The 19,422-nt window shown below is 59.2% G+C and carries 19 protein-coding genes and 1 pseudogene; 7 read left to right on the plus strand and 13 right to left on the minus strand.

Annotation, left to right across the window (positions count from 1 at the left end; translation table 11 throughout):
- Window position 1 precedes the first annotated feature (1 nt).
- A complete protein-coding gene (locus HX817_RS03610) occupies window positions 2–946 on the minus strand; it encodes a YihY/virulence factor BrkB family protein (RefSeq protein ID WP_177008473.1) in 945 nt (314 codons plus the stop codon).
- A 181-nt stretch (window positions 947–1,127) separates the two neighbouring features.
- Complete coding sequence (locus HX817_RS03615; RefSeq protein WP_003213044.1) at window positions 1,128–1,313, minus strand: CsbD family protein; 186 nt, start codon at window positions 1,311–1,313, stop codon at window positions 1,128–1,130.
- 199 nt (window positions 1,314–1,512) lie between these two features.
- Between HX817_RS03615 and HX817_RS03620 the strand changes: the two genes are divergently transcribed.
- Entirely contained in the window at window positions 1,513–1,890 is a 378-nt protein-coding gene (locus tag HX817_RS03620; protein ID WP_003213043.1) for a hypothetical protein, read from the plus strand.
- Window positions 1,891–2,072: 182 nt separating this feature from the next.
- On the opposite strand, the gene fadD1 is transcribed toward HX817_RS03620, so the two are convergent.
- Window positions 2,073–3,764 (minus strand): long-chain-fatty-acid--CoA ligase FadD1, encoded by a 1,692-nt coding sequence (gene fadD1, locus HX817_RS03625; protein WP_003213041.1) that lies wholly within the window; start codon window positions 3,762–3,764, stop codon window positions 2,073–2,075.
- Between the two features lie 394 nt (window positions 3,765–4,158).
- Window positions 4,159–5,847 (minus strand): long-chain-fatty-acid--CoA ligase FadD2, encoded by a 1,689-nt coding sequence (gene fadD2, locus HX817_RS03630; RefSeq protein ID WP_003213039.1) that lies wholly within the window; start codon window positions 5,845–5,847, stop codon window positions 4,159–4,161.
- A gap of 209 nt (window positions 5,848–6,056) precedes the next feature.
- Between fadD2 and HX817_RS03635 the strand changes: the two genes are divergently transcribed.
- Window positions 6,057–7,001: an alpha/beta hydrolase gene (locus tag HX817_RS03635; protein WP_003213037.1), complete on the plus strand. Its 945-nt coding sequence runs from the start codon at window positions 6,057–6,059 to the stop codon at window positions 6,999–7,001.
- 58 nt (window positions 7,002–7,059) lie between these two features.
- Window positions 7,060–7,530, plus strand: a complete 471-nt coding sequence (locus HX817_RS03640; protein WP_003213034.1) for a MaoC family dehydratase — start codon at window positions 7,060–7,062, stop codon at window positions 7,528–7,530.
- A 55-nt stretch (window positions 7,531–7,585) separates the two neighbouring features.
- Here HX817_RS03640 and HX817_RS03645 read toward each other — a convergent pair whose 3' ends face one another.
- On the minus strand, window positions 7,586–8,053 hold the full coding sequence (locus HX817_RS03645) for a PA2169 family four-helix-bundle protein (protein WP_003213033.1): 468 nt from the start codon (window positions 8,051–8,053) through the stop codon (window positions 7,586–7,588).
- A 206-nt stretch (window positions 8,054–8,259) separates the two neighbouring features.
- On the opposite strand from HX817_RS03645, the gene HX817_RS03650 reads away from it, so the two are divergent.
- From HX817_RS03650 to HX817_RS31250, 3 genes and pseudogenes are all read left to right on the plus strand, one after another.
- On the plus strand, window positions 8,260–8,496 hold the full coding sequence (locus HX817_RS03650; protein WP_003213031.1) for a DUF3820 family protein: 237 nt from the start codon (window positions 8,260–8,262) through the stop codon (window positions 8,494–8,496).
- A gap of 12 nt (window positions 8,497–8,508) precedes the next feature.
- Entirely contained in the window at window positions 8,509–9,690 is a 1,182-nt protein-coding gene (locus HX817_RS03655) for an aminotransferase class V-fold PLP-dependent enzyme (RefSeq protein WP_177039808.1), read from the plus strand.
- Window positions 9,681–9,788 (plus strand): annotated as a pseudogene (locus HX817_RS31250) (outer membrane lipoprotein carrier protein LolA); the annotation flags it as partial. The gene HX817_RS03655 and the pseudogene HX817_RS31250, both read left to right, overlap by 10 nt.
- Before the next feature lie 99 nt (window positions 9,789–9,887).
- Here the strand turns inward: HX817_RS31250 and HX817_RS03660 are convergent.
- Genes HX817_RS03660 through zwf form a run of 3 tightly spaced genes read right to left on the minus strand, consistent with a single transcriptional unit; the run spans window position 9,888 to window position 12,737 of the window.
- On the minus strand, window positions 9,888–10,553 hold the full coding sequence (locus tag HX817_RS03660; protein ID WP_003213027.1) for a bifunctional 4-hydroxy-2-oxoglutarate aldolase/2-dehydro-3-deoxy-phosphogluconate aldolase: 666 nt from the start codon (window positions 10,551–10,553) through the stop codon (window positions 9,888–9,890).
- A 17-nt stretch (window positions 10,554–10,570) separates the two neighbouring features.
- Window positions 10,571–11,284 (minus strand): 6-phosphogluconolactonase, encoded by a 714-nt coding sequence (gene pgl, locus HX817_RS03665; protein WP_087693179.1) that lies wholly within the window; start codon window positions 11,282–11,284, stop codon window positions 10,571–10,573.
- A complete protein-coding gene (gene zwf / locus HX817_RS03670) occupies window positions 11,271–12,737 on the minus strand; it encodes a glucose-6-phosphate dehydrogenase (RefSeq protein WP_003213023.1) in 1,467 nt (488 codons plus the stop codon). Before zwf ends, pgl begins: the two co-directional genes overlap by 14 nt.
- A gap of 218 nt (window positions 12,738–12,955) precedes the next feature.
- Between zwf and HX817_RS03675 the strand changes: the two genes are divergently transcribed.
- Complete coding sequence (locus tag HX817_RS03675; protein WP_173406104.1) at window positions 12,956–13,816, plus strand: MurR/RpiR family transcriptional regulator; 861 nt, start codon at window positions 12,956–12,958, stop codon at window positions 13,814–13,816.
- A 142-nt stretch (window positions 13,817–13,958) separates the two neighbouring features.
- Here the strand turns inward: HX817_RS03675 and HX817_RS03680 are convergent, their stop codons facing one another.
- The 5 genes from HX817_RS03680 to HX817_RS03700 all read right to left on the minus strand — a co-directional run bounded on the left by HX817_RS03680 (window position 13,959) and on the right by HX817_RS03700 (window position 19,344).
- Window positions 13,959–14,804, minus strand: a complete 846-nt coding sequence (locus HX817_RS03680) for a D-hexose-6-phosphate mutarotase (RefSeq protein ID WP_003213018.1) — start codon at window positions 14,802–14,804, stop codon at window positions 13,959–13,961.
- Between the two features lie 178 nt (window positions 14,805–14,982).
- Entirely contained in the window at window positions 14,983–16,329 is a 1,347-nt protein-coding gene (locus tag HX817_RS03685; protein WP_003213016.1) for a carbohydrate porin, read from the minus strand.
- Window positions 16,330–16,434: 105 nt separating this feature from the next.
- Entirely contained in the window at window positions 16,435–17,595 is a 1,161-nt protein-coding gene (locus HX817_RS03690) for an ABC transporter ATP-binding protein (RefSeq protein WP_003213014.1), read from the minus strand.
- A 2-nt stretch (window positions 17,596–17,597) separates the two neighbouring features.
- A complete protein-coding gene (locus HX817_RS03695) occupies window positions 17,598–18,443 on the minus strand; it encodes a carbohydrate ABC transporter permease (protein WP_003213012.1) in 846 nt (281 codons plus the stop codon).
- The gene (locus HX817_RS03700) at window positions 18,436–19,344 is read right to left on the minus strand and encodes a carbohydrate ABC transporter permease (protein WP_003213011.1); all 909 of its coding nucleotides are present in this window, start codon (window positions 19,342–19,344) and stop codon (window positions 18,436–18,438) included. The genes HX817_RS03695 and HX817_RS03700 overlap by 8 nt, the downstream gene beginning before the upstream one ends.
- Window positions 19,345–19,422 lie beyond the last annotated feature (78 nt).

Here is a 19,422-nt window from a genome sequence, read left to right on the forward strand (position 1 = left end):
ATCAGACTTCATCGGTAGTGGGCTTGAGTGAGTGGTCCCGGCCAAGGCCTGAGACATGTTGTTTGTCGTCGTGCTCGCCAAAGTCCTTTTCACCAGGATCCTTGCCTTCGGCCGACATGTGTTCGATCACCGCATTCATCTCCGCCCCCAGCAACAGCACGGCAGCCGAGATGTAGAAGTACAACAGCAGCACAATGATCGCGCCGATACTGCCATACATGGCGTTGTAGTCGGCAAAGGTTTTGACGTAGTAGCCAAAACCCAGGGAAGCGACGATCCAGACCACCACCGCCAGCACCGATCCCGGGGTGATAAAGCGAAACTTCTGCTTCACGTCAGGCATCACGTAGTACATCAACGCCACGGAGAACATCAACAGGATGACGATCAGCGGCCAACGCAGGATGGTCCACAGCGTGACCACGAATTCCTGCATGCCGATCTGCCCCGCCAGCCATTCCATCACCTGGGGCCCGAGCACCATCAGGGCGGCGGCGGCCAACAGCATGCCGGCGAAGCCTACGGTGTAGAAAATCGACAGCGGGAAGCGCTTCCAGATCGGTCGGCCTTCCACCACGTCATAGGCGGCATTCATCGCACTCATCATCAGGCGCACACCCGCCGAGGCGGTGTACAGCGCGATCACGATACCCACCGACAACAGGCCACCCTTGGATTGCTGCAACTGGTCGATCACCGGGTTGACCTGCTCCAGGGCCTGGGGCGGCAATACCAGTTCCGATTGCATGCGCAGCCAGGTGAAGAAGTCCGGCAGGTGCAGGAAACCGATCAGGGCAATCAGGAACAGCAGGAAGGGAAACAGCGAGAACAGCATCTGGTAGGCCAGCGCCGAGGCGTACGTAGGCATCTCGTCATCGAGGAACTCTGTGACAGTGCGCACCAGCACTTTGTGCAGGGGCAAGCCTTGTAATACCGGAAAAATCATAGCGTCTCCTTTCGCCGCAAAAAGTTGAGTTCGTGGGCGACTCAGGGGCCGTTTTCTACATCAAGGTAGCTTATTTGGCGACCTTGAAACAATTTCCAAACTTTAATCACTGCAGGTGACACAAAAACGGCCATCCGTGGATGGCCGTCGGGCTGCTGGAGTGCAGGCAGCCAGGTCGGGACTATTTGACCGCTTTCTTTACTGCGTCCTTGGTGTCGCCGACTGCTTTTTGCACTTCACCTTTCTTTTCCTGAACCACGCCTTCAGCCCGCAACTTGTCGTTGCCGGTGACTTTGCCAACACCTTGCTTGATGTTGCCTACGGCTTCGTTCGCCAAACCTTTTGCCTTATCCGATGTGCTACTCATGGTATTTCTCCTGGGAACAATCAAGGATTTTGGTCACTACGTAATCGTTGACCCTTGGCCTTTCCAGAGAGTTTCAATTATTTTTTCAGCGGCATTTCATCGCGCCGTACAGGTTTGGCTTTATGTTTTGCGGCCAACCCACGAGAATGCCGGGCACATCCAGGCGCAAGCGCTGGGTAACAGATCCCGTAGGAAGGTTATGAAACTCAATAAAGCACAGGCCATTGCCCGCAGAAACCAGGAACTGGGCGGTGCCGTACTCGGTGTCAACAACTGCCACTTCACCGACCTGGACCGCAAACGCAACATCTGGTGGTTCGACCTGCCGGTGGGCCGGATTGCCGTGGGCCAGTACGAGTGGATCCACTTGTTGATGCACAACGCCGAGAGCGACCAGTTGCTGCACCTGAAGGTGCCAACGGTGTTTCTGCGCGAGAAGCTGGAAGGCCTGGTGGTGCGCAATGCCGGCAAGCGCAAGCCGGAGATTACCCTGGAGCTGAGTGCCGACAAGGACTCGTTCCTCAAGGACGTACGCCCGGCCGGTGCCGGTGTGAGCTTCGCGCAGTTCGCACTGTAGGAATACGGTAAAACCTGTGGGAGCGGGCTTGCTCGCGAATGCGGTGTGTCAGTAACCGGTATATCACTGGCACACCGCTTTCGCGAGCAAGCCCGCTCCCACATTTGGATTGCATTCCAAGTTACGGAATCAGCGTTCAATAAAAAGCCCCGCATCTGCGGGGCTTTTTGTTGGGGGCCGAGTTACTTCTTCAAACCCAGCTTCTTCAGTTCTTCATCCCGCAGTTCACGGCGCAAAATCTTGCCAACGTTGGTGGTCGGCAGCGCATCGCGGAATTCCACGGCCTTGGGCACCTTGTAGCCGGTGACGTTGGCGCGCATGTGCTCCATCACCTGGTCTTTGGTCAGGCTGGCACCCGGCTTGACCACGATGAAGATCTTGATGTGTTCCCCGGACTTCTCGTCCGGCACACCAATGGCCGCGCATTGCAGCACGCCCGGCAGGGTCGCCAGCACGTCTTCCAGCTCGTTGGGGTAGACGTTGAAACCGGAGACCAGAATCATGTCCTTCTTGCGGTCGACAATGCGCATGTAGCCATCCGGCTGGATGATCGCGATGTCACCGGTCTTCAGCCAGCCTTCGCTGTCGAGGATCTCGGCGGTGGCGTCTTCGCGCTGCCAGTAGCCCTTCATCACTTGCGGGCCCTTGACGCACAACTCGCCCACTTCACCCAGCGCCAGCTCGACGCCGTCATCGGTGATGACCTTGCACAGGGTCGACGGCACCGGAATGCCGATGGTGCCGATCTGGATGTTCTGGATCGGGTTCACGGTGGCCACCGGGCTGGTTTCGGTCATGCCGTAACCTTCGCAGATGGAGCAGCCGGTGACCGCTTTCCAGCGCTCGGCCGCCGCCAGTTGCAGGGCCATGCCGCCTGACAGGGTGACCTTCAGCGCCGAGAAATCCAGCTTGCGGAAGGCGTCGTTGTTGCACAGGGCAACAAACAGGGTGTTCAGGCCGACAAAGCCGCTGAACTTCCACTTCGACAGTTCCTTGACCATCGCCGACAGGTCGCGCGGGTTGCTGATCAGGATGTTGTGGTTGCCGATCAGCATCATCGCCATGCAATGAAAGGTGAAGGCATAGATGTGGTACAGCGGCAGCGGGGTAATCAGGATCTCGCAACCTTCATTCAGGTTGGAGCCCATCAGCGCCTTGCACTGCAGCATGTTGGCGACGAGGTTGCGGTGGGTCAGCATCGCGCCCTTGGCCACGCCCGTGGTGCCGCCGGTGTATTGCAGCACGGCGACTTCGTCGCTGGCGGGGCTGACTTCGTTCACCGGCTGGCCGTGGCCCTTGGCCAATACATCGTTGAACTTGATCGCCTTGGGCAAGTGATAGGCCGGGACCATCTTCTTCACGTACTTGATGACGCTGTTGATCAGCAGGCGCTTGAGCGGCGGCAACAGGTCAGCGACTTCGGTGACGATCACGTGCCGGACGGAAGTCTTGGGCACGACTTTTTCAGCCAGGTGCGCCATGTTGGCCAGGCAGACCAGGGCCTTGGCACCGGAGTCGTTGAATTGGTGTTCCATTTCCCGCGCGGTGTACAGCGGGTTGGTGTTGACCACGATCAAGCCGGCACGGATGGCACCGAATACGGCGACCGGGTATTGCAGGACGTTGGGCAGTTGCACGGCGATTCGATCACCGGGCTGCAAGTCGGTATGCTGTTGCAGGTAAGCGGCGAAGGCGCCGGACAGTTCGTACAGTTCACCGTAGGTGATTGTCTTGCCCAGGTTGCTGAAAGCCGGTTTGTTGGCGAAGCGTTGGCAGGACTGCTTCAGTACCGCCTGAATATTCGGATACTCGTCTGGATTGATTTCTGCAGCAATCCCGGCGGGGTACTTATCCTTCCAAAAGTCTTCGATCATGGAAGCCCACTCCTCAGCGACGCGAATTCATTCATCGCATTTGATGCGATTATTATTTGTTTGTTTTTGGGTGAGTCTGGCGGTTAAAAGCAGGCCAAGAGGTCACAAAGCGCGCCGAGAGTAGCAGCTTTGCCAAGGGCCGCCTAGAGCCAAAAGAGGCCCCTACGGTCATAAACATGACTCAAGAATATCTAATGGTCATTTTTAGAGCAAAGATTCTATAAGCCAAGAAAGGGCTCTGGAATGGGCTTCTACGCATTTAAACTGAATGAATAAAAACCAAATGTGGGAGCGGGCTTGCTCGCGAAAGCGCAGTGTCAGTCACAGGATATGTCGACTGGTATACCGCTTTCGCGAGCAAGCCCGCTCCCACATTTTTTGACCTTATTTCAAATCAGGCTATGTCGCGCAATTCGCGCCGCAGGATCTTGCCCACCGGCGTCATCGGCAACGACTCACGCAACACAATATGCTTGGGCACCTTGTAGCCGGTGAAGTTGGCCTTGCAGTAGGTCTTCAGCTCTTCAAGGCTCACGCCTTGGGCACGGGCCACCACAAACAGCTTCACCGCCTCGCCGGTACGCTCGTCCGGTACGCCGATCACCGCGCAGCTGGCCACCGCCGGATGCGCCATCACCACGTCTTCGATCTCGTTGGGGTACACGTTGAACCCCGAGACGATGATCAGATCCTTCTTGCGATCAACGATGCGCACAAAGCCGTCCGGGTCGATCACCGCGATATCGCCGGTCTTGAGCCAGCCTTCGGCGTCCAGGGTCTCGGCGGTCGCCACCGGTTGCTGCCAGTAGCCCTTCATCACTTGCGGGCCCTTGATGCACAGCTCGCCCCGCTCGCCCAGCGGCAGCTCCGCGCCGTTGTCGTCGATGATCTTCATCGCCGTGCCCGGCACCGGAATGCCCACGGTGCCCAGCTTCGATTTGCCGCCATAGGGGTTGGTGCTGGCCACCGGTGAGGTTTCGGTCAAGCCGTAGCCTTCACCAATCGCGCAGCCGGTCAGTTGCTGCCAGCGCTCGGCCGTGGCCTTGACCAGTGCGGTGCCGCCGGAGTTGGTGAGCTTGAGGTGGGAGAAATCCAGGCTCTTGAAGTCCGGGTGGTCCATCAAGGCCACGAACAGCGTGTTGAGCCCCAGCAGCCCGGTGAAGCGCCACTTTTTCAGCTCCTTGATAAAGCCGCCAATGTCCCGGGGATTGGTGATCAGTACGTTGTGGTTGCCCGATACCATCATGCACATGCAATTCGCGGTGAAGGCATAGATGTGGTACAGCGGCAGCGGCGCCACCATCACCTCCTGGCCTTCCTTGATCAGCGGATGGCCGTCGTCCCCCAGTTGCGACATGCACGCCCGCACTTGCTGCATGTTGGCCACCAGGTTGCCGTGGGTAAGCATTGCGCCCTTGGCCAGGCCGGTGGTGCCGCCGGTGTATTGCAGCACCGCGATGTCGTCGAGGGTCACCGGATGGCGGTTGAGTGCCTGGCCGGCGCCCATGCGCAGGGCGCGCTTGAAGGAGATGGCTTGCGGCAGGTTATAGGCCGGGACCATCTTCTTCACCTTGTCGACCACGGTGTTGATCAGCCAGCCCTTGGCAGCGGGCATGAAGTCGCCCATCTTCGCTTCGATCAGGTATTCGATCTCGGTGTCTTTGCTGACTTCTTCAACACGCGAGCCAAACAGGTTCAGGTACACCAGCGCACGAATGCCGGCATCCTTGAATTGGTGACGCATTTCCCGCGGGGTGTACAACGGGTTGGTGTTGACCACGATCAGCCCGGCGCGCAGGGCGCCGAAAACGGCAATCGGATAATGCAGGACGTTGGGCATCTGCACGGCAATGCGGTCACCCGGCTTGAGGTCGGTGTGCCACTGCAGGTAACCGGCGAACGCGGCGCTGCGCCGATCCAGCTCGGCGTAGGTCAGGGTGATCCCCATGTTGCTGAACGCCGGACGATCGGCAAAGGTCTTGCAGGAACGCTCGAAGACTTCGATCACCGATTTATAGGCTGTGAGGTCGATCTCGTTGGGAACCCCGGCTGCGCGTTTGTCATTCCAGAAATCAGGTTGCATTATTCTTGTCCTCTTACCTGAGTGGTCCGGCCGCTTTTGATGTTGCGATGAAAGCGGAGCTTTGGGGACGTTAGCAGCTATGGTCAATCAGGCAAATACAACAAGATGCGTCATTGATTGTGTGAATCTCCCCGCCAAGGCCAGCGCTGATCCAGCGGCCTGCGGTGAATGAGCTATACACTGCAACGACCCTGAGCAAAGGAAGCGCCATGAACCACACCACTTTCTGGCTGACCGCGAATGACCGCAGTCGGGTGTACGTCAACCAGTGGCTGCCGGACGGGCCGCCCAAGGCGCTGATCATGCTGGCCCACGGCATGGCCGAGCACAGTGGCCGCTATGCCCGCCTGGCCCAGGCGTTGTGCGATGCCGGCTACGGCCTGTACGCCCCCGACCAGCGCGGCCACGGGCGTACCGCCGACGAGGGCACCCTGGGGCTGTTCGCCGAGAAAGACGGCTGGAACAAGGTGGTGGGCGACCTGGCGAGCCTCAACCAGCATATCGGCCAGCAAGCGCCGGGGGTGCCGATCATCCTGCTGGGCCACAGCATGGGCAGCTACATTGCCCAGGCGTACCTGCTGCACCACAGCGCGAGCCTTAACGGGGCGATTCTCAGCGGCTCGAATTTCCAGCCGGTGGCGCTGTACGGCGCGGCCAAGGTGATTGCCCATGTCGAACGCCTGCGCCAGGGGTTGCGCGGGCGCAGTGCGCTGATTGATTTCCTGTCATTTGGATCGTTCAACAAGGCGTTCAAACCCAATCGCACCGCTTTCGACTGGCTCAGCCGTGACCCGGCCGAGGTCGACAAGTACGTCAGCGACCCGCTTTGCGGCTTCCGTTGCACCAACCAGCTGTGGATCGACCTGCTGGGCGGCTTGCAGCAAATCAGCAAAGCGTCCAATCTCGCTCAGATAGACCCGGGGCTGCCCATCCTGATAATGGGCGGTGAATGTGATCCGGTCAGTGAAGGCAAGCGTCTCAAAAGTCTGGCCAATGCGTTGCGTGAAGCCGGCTGCCAGCACCTGGAGCTGAGCATTTACCCACAGGCGCGCCACGAATTATTCAACGAAACCAACCGTGATGCGGTCACAGCCGACGTGCTGACGTGGCTGGCCCAGGCAGCAGTGCTGCGCCGCCCTACTCGCTGCGAATGATTTTTCGTTTAAAATCAATATATTAAGATTTCTGATTAGCCACAGGATGCACCAACTGATGACCCAGGTTACCAACACGCCTTACGAAGCCCTCGAAGTCGGCCAGACCGCCAGCTACAGCAAGACCGTCGAAGAGCGCGATATCCAGTTGTTCGCGGCAATGTCCGGCGACCACAACCCGGTGCATCTGGACGCCGAATTCGCCAAGGCGACCATGTTCAAGGAGCGCATTGCCCACGGCATGTTCAGCGGCGCCCTGATCAGCGCGGCGGTTGCGTGCGAGTTGCCTGGGCCCGGCACGATATACATCGGCCAGCAAATGACCTTCCAGAAGCCGGTCAAAATCGGCGACACCCTGACCGTGCGTCTGGAAATCCTCGAGAAGCTGCCGAAATTCCGCGTGCGTATCGCCACCCGCGTATTCAACCAGCGCGATGAACTGGTGGTGGATGGCGAAGCCGAGATCCTCGCGCCACGCAAGCAGCAGACCGTGACCCTGACCGAACTGCCGGCCATCAGCATCGGTTGAACGAACGCCCATGAAAAAGCCCCGCATCTGCGGGGCTTTTTTATTCAGGCGGGGCTCAAGACTGAGCGCGAGCCTGGTTACGCAGGGCTTTCACCTGGTCGTGGTTGCGTTGCGCGCCGTGGAACTGACGCTCTACCAGGTCACGAATGCCCAGCAGGTTGTGCTTGTTGATCTTCTCGATCGCTTCTTTGTAAGCCTTCAGTGCGTGGTCTTCACCGCGCTCGGCTTCGTTCAGCACGGCTTCTTCGTCTTTACCGGTCACCATCGACTTCACGTCGACCCAACCACGGTGCAAGGCACCGGCGACGCTGCCGGAATCTTCCGGATCGCCACCCAGCGCTCTTACTGCGGTCTGCAGTTCGGCAGCGGCGGTACCGCAATCAACGGAACGTTTGGCAAACAGGGCTTTGAGTTCTGGGTGCTTGATGTCTTCTGCGCAGGTCTTGAAGCCTTCCTGGCCGTCTTTGCTGGTCTCGATCAGGTCGTTGAGTACGGAGATCGATTCTTTGTTGATATCAGTCATTTTTCAATTCCTTCGCGGGTTAAGAAACGTGTATTAGTAATTGCAGCGCCCGTGCCAGCTTTTGAAAAACAATTTATTACTTAAATTTCAATAAGTTAGCTAATAAACAAAAATCTGTATCCGCTTTATTTGCATGATCTGTCATTTGGCCTCCATGCAGAATGCCTGTATTTTCCAAGGCATCGACTCAAACACCTGAAGCCGCAATGAACCCTGAAAAACTTGAACTGCTGATCACCCGCGAAATGCCCTTCGGCAAGTACAAGGGCCGGATCATTGCCGACTTGCCCGGCCCCTACCTGAACTGGTTCGCCCGTGAAGGTTTCCCCCACGGCGAACTGGGCGGGTTGCTGGCCCTGATGCAGGAAATCGACCACAACGGTTTATCCGAACTGCTGGAACCCCTACGCGCCAAGCACGGCAAGCCCGCCCCTCGTCATTAATAGAGCACGCACATGGACAGTACCCGCGACGAACAACACTGGCACGCCATCGCCCAGCGCTACGACCTGGAGCCCGGCCCGATCAACCTCGAAAACGGTTACTTCGGGCGCATGAGCCGCGCGGTACTTGAGCAGTATCAGGACAACGTCGCCTTCATCAACCGCAGCAACTCGATCCATGTGCGCCAGCGTTTCGAGCAGGGCGAAAACGTCGAGATCCGTAACCAGTTGGCGCAGTTGATGGACGCCGATCCTGAAGCCATCGCCCTCACCCGCTGCGCCTCGGATGCGTTGCAGTCGCTGATCCGCAACTACAACCGCTTGCAGCCCGGCGACCAGGTGCTGATCAGCGACCTGGAGTACGACACCGTCAAGGGCGCCATGCGCTGGCTGGCGCAGAATCGCGGCGTAGAAGTGATCGAAATTGCCCACGAACACCCGGCCAGTTTCGACAGCCTGGTGCAGACGTATCGCGATGCGTTCCTGCGCTATCCCCGCCTGAAACTGCTGGCACTGACCTACGTGACTCACCGCACCGGGCTGGTGATGCCGGTGGAGGCGATTGCCGGCGCTGCCAGGGAACATGGAATTGATGTGATCCTCGATGGCGCCCATGCGCTGGGGCAGATCGAGTTCAACCTGGCGCAGTTGGGTATCGCGTTTGCCGGTTTCAACCTGCACAAGTGGATCGGTGCGCCGTTGACCCTGGGCTTTATTTATATCGACCCGCAACGGTTGGCGGACATTGATCCGGACATGGGTGAGTTTCACTATCCGGTGACCGATGTACGTGCCCGCACGCCGTACAGCACGCCGAATTTCCCGGCGTTGATGACCTTGCCGCTGGTGTTCGAAGAGCATCGTTTGCTGGGTGGATCCAGGGCCAAGGGCGCCCGCCTTAATTACCTGCGGGATTTGTGGGTGAGTGAGGTGCGGCAGTTGCCGGGAATTGAAGTGCTGACGCCGGACGACCCACGGCTGTATTGCGCGATCACGTCGTTCAAGTTCACTGACAAGCCGGATCAGCAGGTGATGGCGGACCGACTGCTCAAGGAATACAACCTCTTCACCACAACCCGCAGCGGGGCCTCGTTCGGCAGTTGTATTCGGGTGACACCAGGCTTTTTGACGTCAGCGGCGGACATTCATGCGCTGATCAAAGCCATCACCGAACTGAGCGCGATATCACTGTAGGAGCGAGCTTGCTCGCGAAGGTCGTTAACGATGACACGGGAAACCTGACACCCAGCGGTGCTCTCGGTTTATTCGCGAGCAAGCTCGCTCCTACAGTGGGAGTGGGCCATTTTCCGCAGGCAAAAAAAAGCGGCACACCGACCAAGTGCACCGCAAAAATGCCGTAGAACACAGCAACAACGATTCGGTAAATCCAATCAGTCCAGCAGGGCCAGCGCCTCGGCGGTGGTTTCCTGGATGCGTGCCCAGTCGCCGTTCTTGACCCATTCCGGATCAAGCATCCAGCTACCGCCCACGCACATCACATTTTTCAACGCCATGTAGCTCTTGATGTTGGCCGGGCCAACACCGCCAGTCGGGCAGAATTTCACTTCGCCAAACGGGCCGCCCAGGGCCTTGATCGCCGCCACGCCACCGCTGACTTCAGCCGGGAACAGCTTGAAACGGCGATAACCCAGGCCATAACCTTCCATGATCCCGGAGGCATTGCTGATGCCCGGCAACAGCGGAATCGAGCTGTGTACCGAGGCTTCCAGCAGGTCACGGGTAATCCCGGGAGTGACGATAAATTGCGAACCGGCCACTTCGGCCGCTTCCAGCATATGACGATCCAGCACGGTACCGGCACCGGTGCACAGCTCCGGACGCTGCTCACGCAGTACCTGGATGGCCTTGAGGCCGAACTGCGAACGCAGGGTCACTTCCAGTGCGGTCAAACCACCGGCTGCCAGGGCATCGGCCAGCGGCAGGATGTCCTGTTCACGGGCAATGGTGATCACCGGCAGGATCCGCGCCTTGGCGCAGAGGCTGTCGATCAAGGCAACTTTGTCCGCCATGGAAACGGTAGGTTGAGGGCTGTTCATCGCGGCTGATCCTTGGCTCATGGGCACCAGTAAATCTCTAGAGTAGGTTGCAAAAACGCGCGTATCGGCATGGCAGCAACGTCGTCACTGGCCAGCGCGGCGCTCAAGGTGGTCAATTTCGAGCTGCCTGAAATCGACAGCACGGTGTAGTGGGCGGTGGCCAGCAGCGCGCGACTCATGGTCAGGCGCTGGTGCGGCACAGTCGGCGCCAGCATCGGCCAGCAACGACGGCTGCCGTCCGGCTTCAACGCTTCAGCCAGGTTCGGGCTGTTGGGGAACAGCGACGCGGTGTGGCCGTCGTCGCCCATGCCCAGTACCAGCACATCAATCGTCGGCAACTCGGCCAGCAGGCGATCGGCCTGCTCGGCAGCGTCGTCAAGGGTGGCGGCGACGCTGTACAGGCTCAGGAACTTGGCCTTGGCCGCCGGGCCTTGCAGCAAATACTTCTTCAACAGGCCGGCATTGCTGTCGGCATGTTCCACCGGCACCCAGCGCTCGTCGGCCAGGGTGATGGTCACCTTGGACCAGTCCAGGCCTTGCTTGGCGAGGTTCTGGAAGAACGCCACCGGGCTGCGGCCGCCGGACACCACCAGGGTCGCCTCGCCACGGGCACTGATGGCCGCGCGCAGTTGTTCGGCCACGTCATTGGCCAAGCCATCCGCCAGCAGCACCGGGTTGCGGTACTCATGGGCAGTCACGCCCTGAGGCAGTTTCAAATCAGATATCGCCATACCAAGACCTCCCGTCCCGCGTGATCAGTGCAATCGAGCTCATTGGCCCCCAGGAGCCCGCCGCGTACGGCTTGGGCGCATCACCGGATTTTTTCCATCCGGCGATCAACTGGTCACACCACTTCCACGCAGCTTCGATTTCATCTTTGCGCACAAACAGGTTCTGGTTGCCACGCATTACTTCCAGCAACAGCCGCTCGTAGGCATCGGGAATCCGTGCGCTGCGATAGGTGTCGGAAAAATTCAGTTGCAGCGGGCCGCTGCGCAGTTGCATGCCCTTGTCCAGGCCCTGCTCCTTGGTCATCACGCGCAAGGAAATCCCTTCGTCCGGTTGCAGGCGGATGATCAGTTTGTTGCTGATCTGCAAGCGCTGCTCGGGGGCGAAGATGTAGTGGGACGGTTCCTTGAAGTGGATGACGATCTGCGACAGTTTTTGCGGCATGCGCTTGCCGGTACGCAGGTAGAACGGCACCCCGGCCCAACGCCAGTTACGGATATCGGCACGCAGGGCGACGAAGGTCTCGGTGTCGCTCTGGGTGTTGGAGTTCTCTTCTTCCAGGTAACCCGGTACCGGCTTGCCGGCGCTGTAGCCGGCGATGTATTGGCCACGCACCACCTGGGTGGTCAGGCCGTCCGGGCTGATGGGCGCCAGGGCCTTGAGCACCTTGACCTTCTCGTCCCGAATACTGTCGGCAGACAGGTCGGCCGGCGGGTCCATGGCGATCAGGCACAGCAGCTGCAGCAGGTGATTCTGGATCATGTCCCGCAGCTGCCCGGCCTTGTCGAAATAGCCCCAGCGACCTTCGATGCCTACTTGCTCGGCCACGGTGATTTCCACGTGGGAGATGTAGTTCTGGTTCCACTGGGTTTCAAACAGGCTGTTGGCAAAACGCAGGGCGATCAGGTTCTGGACGGTCTCTTTGCCCAGGTAGTGGTCGATGCGGTAGGTGCGGTTTTCCGGGAAGAACTGCGCCACGGCGTCGTTGACCTTGCGCGAGGAATCCAGGTCCGAGCCGATGGGTTTTTCCAGGACCACGCGGGTATTTTCCGCCAGGCCGACCTTGGACAGGTTCTCGCAGATCGCGCCATAGACCGCCGCCGGGGTAGCGAAGTAGGCGATCAGGCGTTGTTCGGTGCCGGCGTTCTCTGCCAGGGCGACGTAGTCATCGGCCTTCAGGAAGTCGACATGCAGGTACGTCAGGCGGGCCAGGAAACGCTGGGCGACGGTTTCGTCCAGTTCCTTGCCAACGTAACCACGCAATTCTTTTTCAATGTGGGCCAGGTGCTGTTGCTCGGAACCGGCCTCACGGGCCAGGGCCAGGATGCGCGTGTCTTCGTGCAGCAGGCCCGCACCATCGAGTTGATAGAGGGCAGGAAATAACTTGCGCAGCGCCAGATCACCCAAGGCGCCAAACAGGGCAAAGGTGCAGGGTTCTACGGTTATCGAAGGCATGATGTTTGTTCTTTTATCAAGTTAAGCTACAAATACCTTTTTTTAAGGCATCACTCAAGGAAAAATGTAGTAATAACCACAACATTTTCCCGAAAAACGTATTCCGAGTGGTGGTGTTCAACTACCCTCAGTAGGATAGGCCACCGCAAAGGGCCGCTCGTCGATTGGTTGACGACCCTTATTTGCATCGTCGCCCTAAGGAAACATGAATGGACCGCGTGCGAAATCTACTGGAACAGATCCAGAAACGCCTCGAAGAACTGAACAAGGCTGAACGTAAAGTCGCCGAGGTCATCCTGCTCAACCCGCAGCAGGCGACCCGCTTCTCTATCGCCGCCCTCGCCCAGGCCGCTTCGGTCAGCGAACCTACAGTGAACCGCTTCTGCCGCTCGTTCGGCGTGAGTGGTTACCCTGAACTTAAATTGCAGCTGGCGCAAAGCCTGGCCAGCGGCGCGGCGTATGTCAGCCGCGCGGTGGAGGCCGATGATAACCCGGAGGCCTACACCCAGAAGATCTTCGGCAGTGCCATCGCGTCCCTCGACAGCGCCTGCCAGGCCCTGGACCCGAACCTGATCAGCAAGGCCGTCGACCTGCTGATCCAGGCTCGGCAGATCCACTTCTTCGGCCTGGGTGCTTCGGCGCCGGTGGCCATGGACGCGCTGCACAAGTTTTTCCGTTTCAACCTGTCGGTCACGGCCCACGCCGATGTGCTGATGCAGCGGATGATCGCCTCGGTGGCCCACACCGGGGAGTTGTTCGTGATCATTTCCTACACCGGGCGTACCCGTGAACTGGTGGAAGTAGCACGTATTGCGCGGGAAAACGGCGCCTCGGTGCTGGGGGTGACCGCCGAAAATTCGCCGCTGGCCAAGGCCAGTACGGTGAGCCTGAACATTCCGTTGCCGGAAGACACCGACATCTACATGCCGATGACCTCGCGGATCATTCAGTTGACGGTGCTGGATGTACTGGCGACGGGCATGACCTTGCGTCGCGGAGTGGATTTCCAGCCGCACTTGCGCAAGATCAAAGAGAGCTTGAACGACAGCCGGTATCCGGTTGGGGATGAATTCAACTAGGCCCGAATCTACTGTGAATGTGCCGGCCTCTTCGCGAGCAAGCCCGCTCCCACATTCGACTGCATTCCAAAAGTGGAACTCGGTCTAATGTGGGAGCGGGCTTGCTCGCGAAAGCGGCATCAGCAACACCGGAACATCCGGATCAAGCCCCCGCCCTCGCCTGCAAACTCAAATGCGCCCGCTCCCCCGGCGCCAGGCTCGCAGCAGCCATCGCCGACTCCACACACACAAACCCCGCAGCCTCGTTGAAGCTCACCCCCAGCAATGGTCGACTCCCCGGGTGCCACACCACCGTGTCGGCACTCTCGCCGGTGTCGATGCACAATTCGCGCTGCCAGGCATGGTCCTTGAGGTGCAGTTCACCGTCGTGCTGGAACACCCGCTGACACCCACCATCGACACGCAACTCACCTTCCTGCTGGCACGCCTGGCGATTCAGCTGGTCGTAGCCCTGCGCGCCATCGAGCCCAGACAGCGCTATCTCACCAACGTTGCCAATCCGCCAATAGGCGTGCAAAGCATGGCTCAATTGGCACGGCAGCTCGTCCTGGTGCTCGGTGGCCAGGCGCAGCTCCAGGGTTTCCCCCAGGTGTGCATGCAGGTCCACCTGCCAGTCGCATAGCTGCAATTGCCAGTGCAAACGCACACCGTCGTCGTCGGTGCTGCTGTCCAGCAACTTCCAGTCGATCAGCCGTGCCCAGCCATGGGACGGCCAGGCGTTTTCGCTGGGATGGCGGCCATACCACGGCCAACACACCGGCACGCCGCCACGGATGGCGCCGACCTGCGGCCACTTGGCCGCGCACCACAGCCAGGGCTTCTGGCCCGTGGGCTGAAAGTGCAGCAATTGCGCGCCCTGACGACTGAACACCGCTTGGCAGAGCGGGTGATCAATCACCAGCACATCGCGCATCTGGAAGCGTTCCCAGGCGAATACCGGCCGCTCGCGCAGGGATTTGAAAAAGCGTTGCAGCGGATGCTCATGCATGTGCCACGGTCCTGAATATCTTTGCAGGCGCTGGCTTGCCTGCGATGGCATCGCCTCGGTGTGGCAGATACACCGCGGGGCTCGCATCGCAGGCAAGCCAGCTCCCACACAAAAAAAAGCGGATAGCCATGGCTACCCGCAAAATGCGCACAGAGAGAAGGAGCTTATCGCAACAACGTTAGAACGTAGACTGAATTTTCAGGCCCGCTACCACCGCGTTGTCGACTTGCTTAACACCACCTGGGTTGGCGATGTATTGCAGGTTGGGACGCACGGTCAGCCAGTTGGTGACGTGGATGCCGTAGTTGAGTTCGACGTTGTACTCCGTGTTACGCAGCGGTGCGTAACCCGATTGGTCGTAATCCGTGAAACCGCCGGCCGCGTTGAGCAACTCCGCATTTTTCTTCACGTCACTGTTGGCATGGATACGGGATACACCGATACCCACGTCATCTTTTGTACGTGCGTCGAATGGACCTTTATACACAAGCATCAGCGACTGGTAGTTGTCGACCAGGTTGGTGTCTTTGTCGTGGAAGGTGACGTTGGCCGCAATGTTCAAGCCGCGGGAAGCATCGCCATTGTGGGTGGTGAGTTGCTGTTGCAGAACGCCCCAGTAACCGCTTTTGCTGCTGCGAACGCGGAAGGCTGCGCCCGTGGTACCAGCATCGTTACCGTTGACGTCTTCACGTACGTCGGTAGCGTCGGCGGTGCTCTTGTAGTAACCCACACGGTATTCGCCCGGCAGGCCATTGACCTTCGGCGACCAGACCAATTCAACCGGCAATACGGTGCCCTTGGTGCCGCTGCCGCTGAGCTTGAAGCCGTTGCCGTGCTCCAGTTGCGACGGGTTCTGGTTGTACGCACCGATTTGCGCATACAGCTCAGGCGTGATGTTGTACTTCACGCGGATAGCCGCCTGGCTGACGGGCCAGTTGTACCAGGTGTTTACATAGTTACCGACCTGCGAGCCACAGAACGACAGGTTCTGGAAGTCGCACGGGAAGGTGTTGAAGTCTTCGCCTTCACCGAAGTAACCGAGTTTCACGTCCAGCTTGTTGTCGAACATCTGGTGCTGAATCCAGAACTGGGTCAGACGCACCATGTGGCCTCGGCCGTCGACTTCCTGAGACGAGCTCAAGGTGCCGGCACGCGGGTCACCAATACGGTCGTTGGAAATGTTTGCGCCATTACGATTGGTCAACTGGATCTTGGCCTGGGTGTTGTCCCAGCCCCACAGCTTTTGCAGGTCCAGTGCCACGCCCAGACCGAACTGGTCAGCGTAACGGGCAGTCTTGTCGTTGTTGTAGCCACCGCTGAGGTTGCCACCGACTTCACCGACGTAATCCGCCTTGATGTCGATACCTTGCTCGATCAGCTTGGTACGCTCGCCGCCCCAATCGCCGGTCATCCACTTGGAATCGGCGCTGAACGCGTCGTCCGCCATCGCATTGGCGGACAGTACCAGGGCGGCTGCTGCTGACAGTTGGCAGATCAGCCGGGTGTTGTTGTGGTGCTTTTTCATCCCTACATCCTCGTCTTTATTGTTATTAACTGTTTTTATCTAACGCGGTTTACTTCTTTGTGAGAGCAGGACTCTCACAAAAGCCCCTACACATCATTTGAAACTTCAGCGTCCCTTGAATTGAGCAACGTTGTCCGCACGATCCTGTGCCGGCAACGAGGTGGCAGTGCCCAGGCGCTCGCCGGTCTTGGCGTCGAACAGCAACACTTTGGCCGGGTCGAACTGCAAGGTCAGGGTCTCGCCCACTTGCGGCGCCACATCGGGCGCCAGGCGGCAGCAGACCTTGGTGTCATTGATTTGCACGAACACCAGGGTGTCCGGACCGGTCGGCTCGGTGACTTGCACCTCGGCCCGAATGGTCGGCGCGCCGGTGGCTTCGGCGGCGGCCAGCACGATCTGCTCCGGGCGCAGGCCCAGGATCACTTCGCGGTCTTCAAGACCGGCATCGTTCATGTTCAACGGCAATTCACAGCGGGCCTGGCCGCTGTCCAGCAGCGCCACCAGGCGGCCGTCCTTGCGTTGCAGGCGCAGTGGAATGAAGTTCATCGGCGGCGAACCGATGAAGCTCGCCACGAACAGATTGGCCGGGTCGTTGTAGATCTCTTTCGGCGTGCCGAACTGCTGGATGATGCCGTCCTTCATGACCGCCACTTTGTCGCCCAGGGTCATCGCTTCGATCTGATCGTGGGTGACGTAGACGGTGGTGGTTTTCAGACGCTGGTGCATCAGTTTCATTTCGGTACGCATCTCGACCCGCAGCTTGGCGTCGAGGTTGGACAGCGGTTCGTCGAACAGGTAGATCTTCGGGCGACGCGCCAGTGCACGGCCCATGGCCACGCGTTGTTGCTGGCCACCGGAGAGCTGGCCCGGCTTGCGATTGAGCAGGTGCTCGATCTGCAGCAACTTGGCCACTCGCGCCACTTCTTCATCGATCGCCGCCTGGGGCATCTTGCGAATCTTCAGGCCGAATTCGATGTTCTCGCGCACGCTCATGGTCGGGTACAGCGCGTAGGACTGGAACACCATGGCGATGTCACGATCCTTGGGGCTCATGCCGCTGACGTCCTGGTCGCCGATCATGATCGCGCCACCGGTGATGTTTTCCAGGCCGGCAATGCAATTCATCAAGGTCGATTTGCCGCAACCCGAAGGGCCGACCAGGATCAGGAACTCACCTTCCTTGATCGACAGTTCGATGTTCTTCAGGGTGTCCGGCAGACCGGTACCGTAGGTCTTGTTTACGTTACGAAGTTCGAGCGTTGCCATGATTACCCCTTGACCGCGCCGGCCGTCAGGCCGCGCACGAAATACTTGCCTGCGACCACATAGACCAGCAGGGTCGGCAGCCCGGCGATCATCGCCGCCGCCATATCAACGTTATATTCCTTGACCCCGGTACTGGTGTTGACCAGGTTGTTCAGCGCCACCGTGATGGGCTGCGAATCACCGCTGGAGAACACCACGCCGAACAGGAAGTCGTTCCAGATCTGCGTGAACTGCCAGATCAGGCACACCATGATGATGGGTGTCGACATCGGCAGGATGATCAGGCGGAAGATCGTGAAGAACCCCGCGCCATCCAGGCGAGCCGCCTTCACCAGTGCATCGGGAATGCTGACGTAGTAGTTACGGAAGAACAGTGTAGTAAACGCCAGTCCGTAGACGATGTGCACGAACACCAGGCCCGTGGTGGTACTGGCCAGGCCCATCTTGCCGAGGGTGAACGAGGCTGGCAGCAGCACGGTCTGGAACGGCAGGAAGCAGCCGAACAGCAACAGGCCGAAGAACAACTGCGAACCACGGAAGCGCCACATCGACAGCACGTAGCCGTTCAACGCACCGATGGCGGTGGAGATCAGTACCGCCGGAACGGTGATCTTGATCGAGTTCCAGAAGTAGCCGTCAACCGTGGCCCAGGCTTTCACCCAGCCGATGCCGGTGATCACGGTGGGCCAGCTCAGCAGGTTGCCGGTGCTGATGTCTTCCGGGGTCTTGAAGCTGGTGAGCAACATGACCACCAACGGCACCAGGTACAGCAGGACAGCGAGAATCAGCACCGCGTAGATCGCGACGCGGCTCAGGCTGATGGCAGGTTTGCCAGCAAGACTAGTCATTGCGCTTGGTCCTCAGCTCGGAGTACAGGTAAGGCACGATGATCGCGAGAATCGCACCGAGCATCAGAATCGCACTGGCCGAACCCATGCCCATCTGGCCGCGGCTGAAGGTGAAGGAGTACATGAACATCGCCGGCAGGTCGGAGGAGTAACCCGGACCACCCGCCGTCATGGCCGCCACCAGGTCGAAGCTCTTGATCGCGATATGCGCCAGGATCATTACCGCACTGAAGAACACCGGGCGCAGGCTTGGCAGCACCACTTTCCAGTAGATGCGCGGCATGCTCGCGCCGTCGATCTGCGCCGCACGGATGATCGATTGATCAACACCGCGCAGGCCGGCGAGGAACATCGCCATGATGAAGCCCGAGGCTTGCCACACAGCAGCGATCACCAGGCAATACACCACACGGTCCGGGTCGATCAGCCAGTCCAGGCGAAAGCCTTCCCAGCCCCAGTCACGCAGCAGTTTGTCCAGGCCCATGCCTGGGTTGAGCAGCCATTTCCAGGCGGTACCGGTGACGATCATCGAGAGCGCCATCGGGTACAGGTAAATGGTGCGGATAAAACCTTCGCGACGGATTTTCTGGTCGAGGAAAATCGCCAGGGTCACGCCGATCACCAGGGTGATGCCGATGAACATGCCCCCGAACACCGCGAGGTTCTTGCTCGCGACCCACCAGCGGTCGTTGTCGAACAAGCGCACGTATTGCGCCAGGCCTACGAACTTGTAGGTCGGCAGGAAAGTCGAGTTAGTGAACGACAGCACGAACGTCCACAGGATGTAGCCATAGAAGCCCACCAGAACGATGAACATGCTCGGCGCCAGCACCAGTTTGGGTAGCCAGCGCTGCAGTGCATCGAACGGCGAGGCTTTGCTGAACACAGCAACAGAACTCATGGGAAAATCCAGTACAGGGAAAAAGGACTACAGGAACAGGCCTTGTGGGGGTTAGGGGTCCCCCCACAAGGCCATTCG

The organism is Pseudomonas sp. C6002 (assembly GCF_013385805.1).
Classification (GTDB): Bacteria; Pseudomonadota; Gammaproteobacteria; order Pseudomonadales; family Pseudomonadaceae; genus Aquipseudomonas.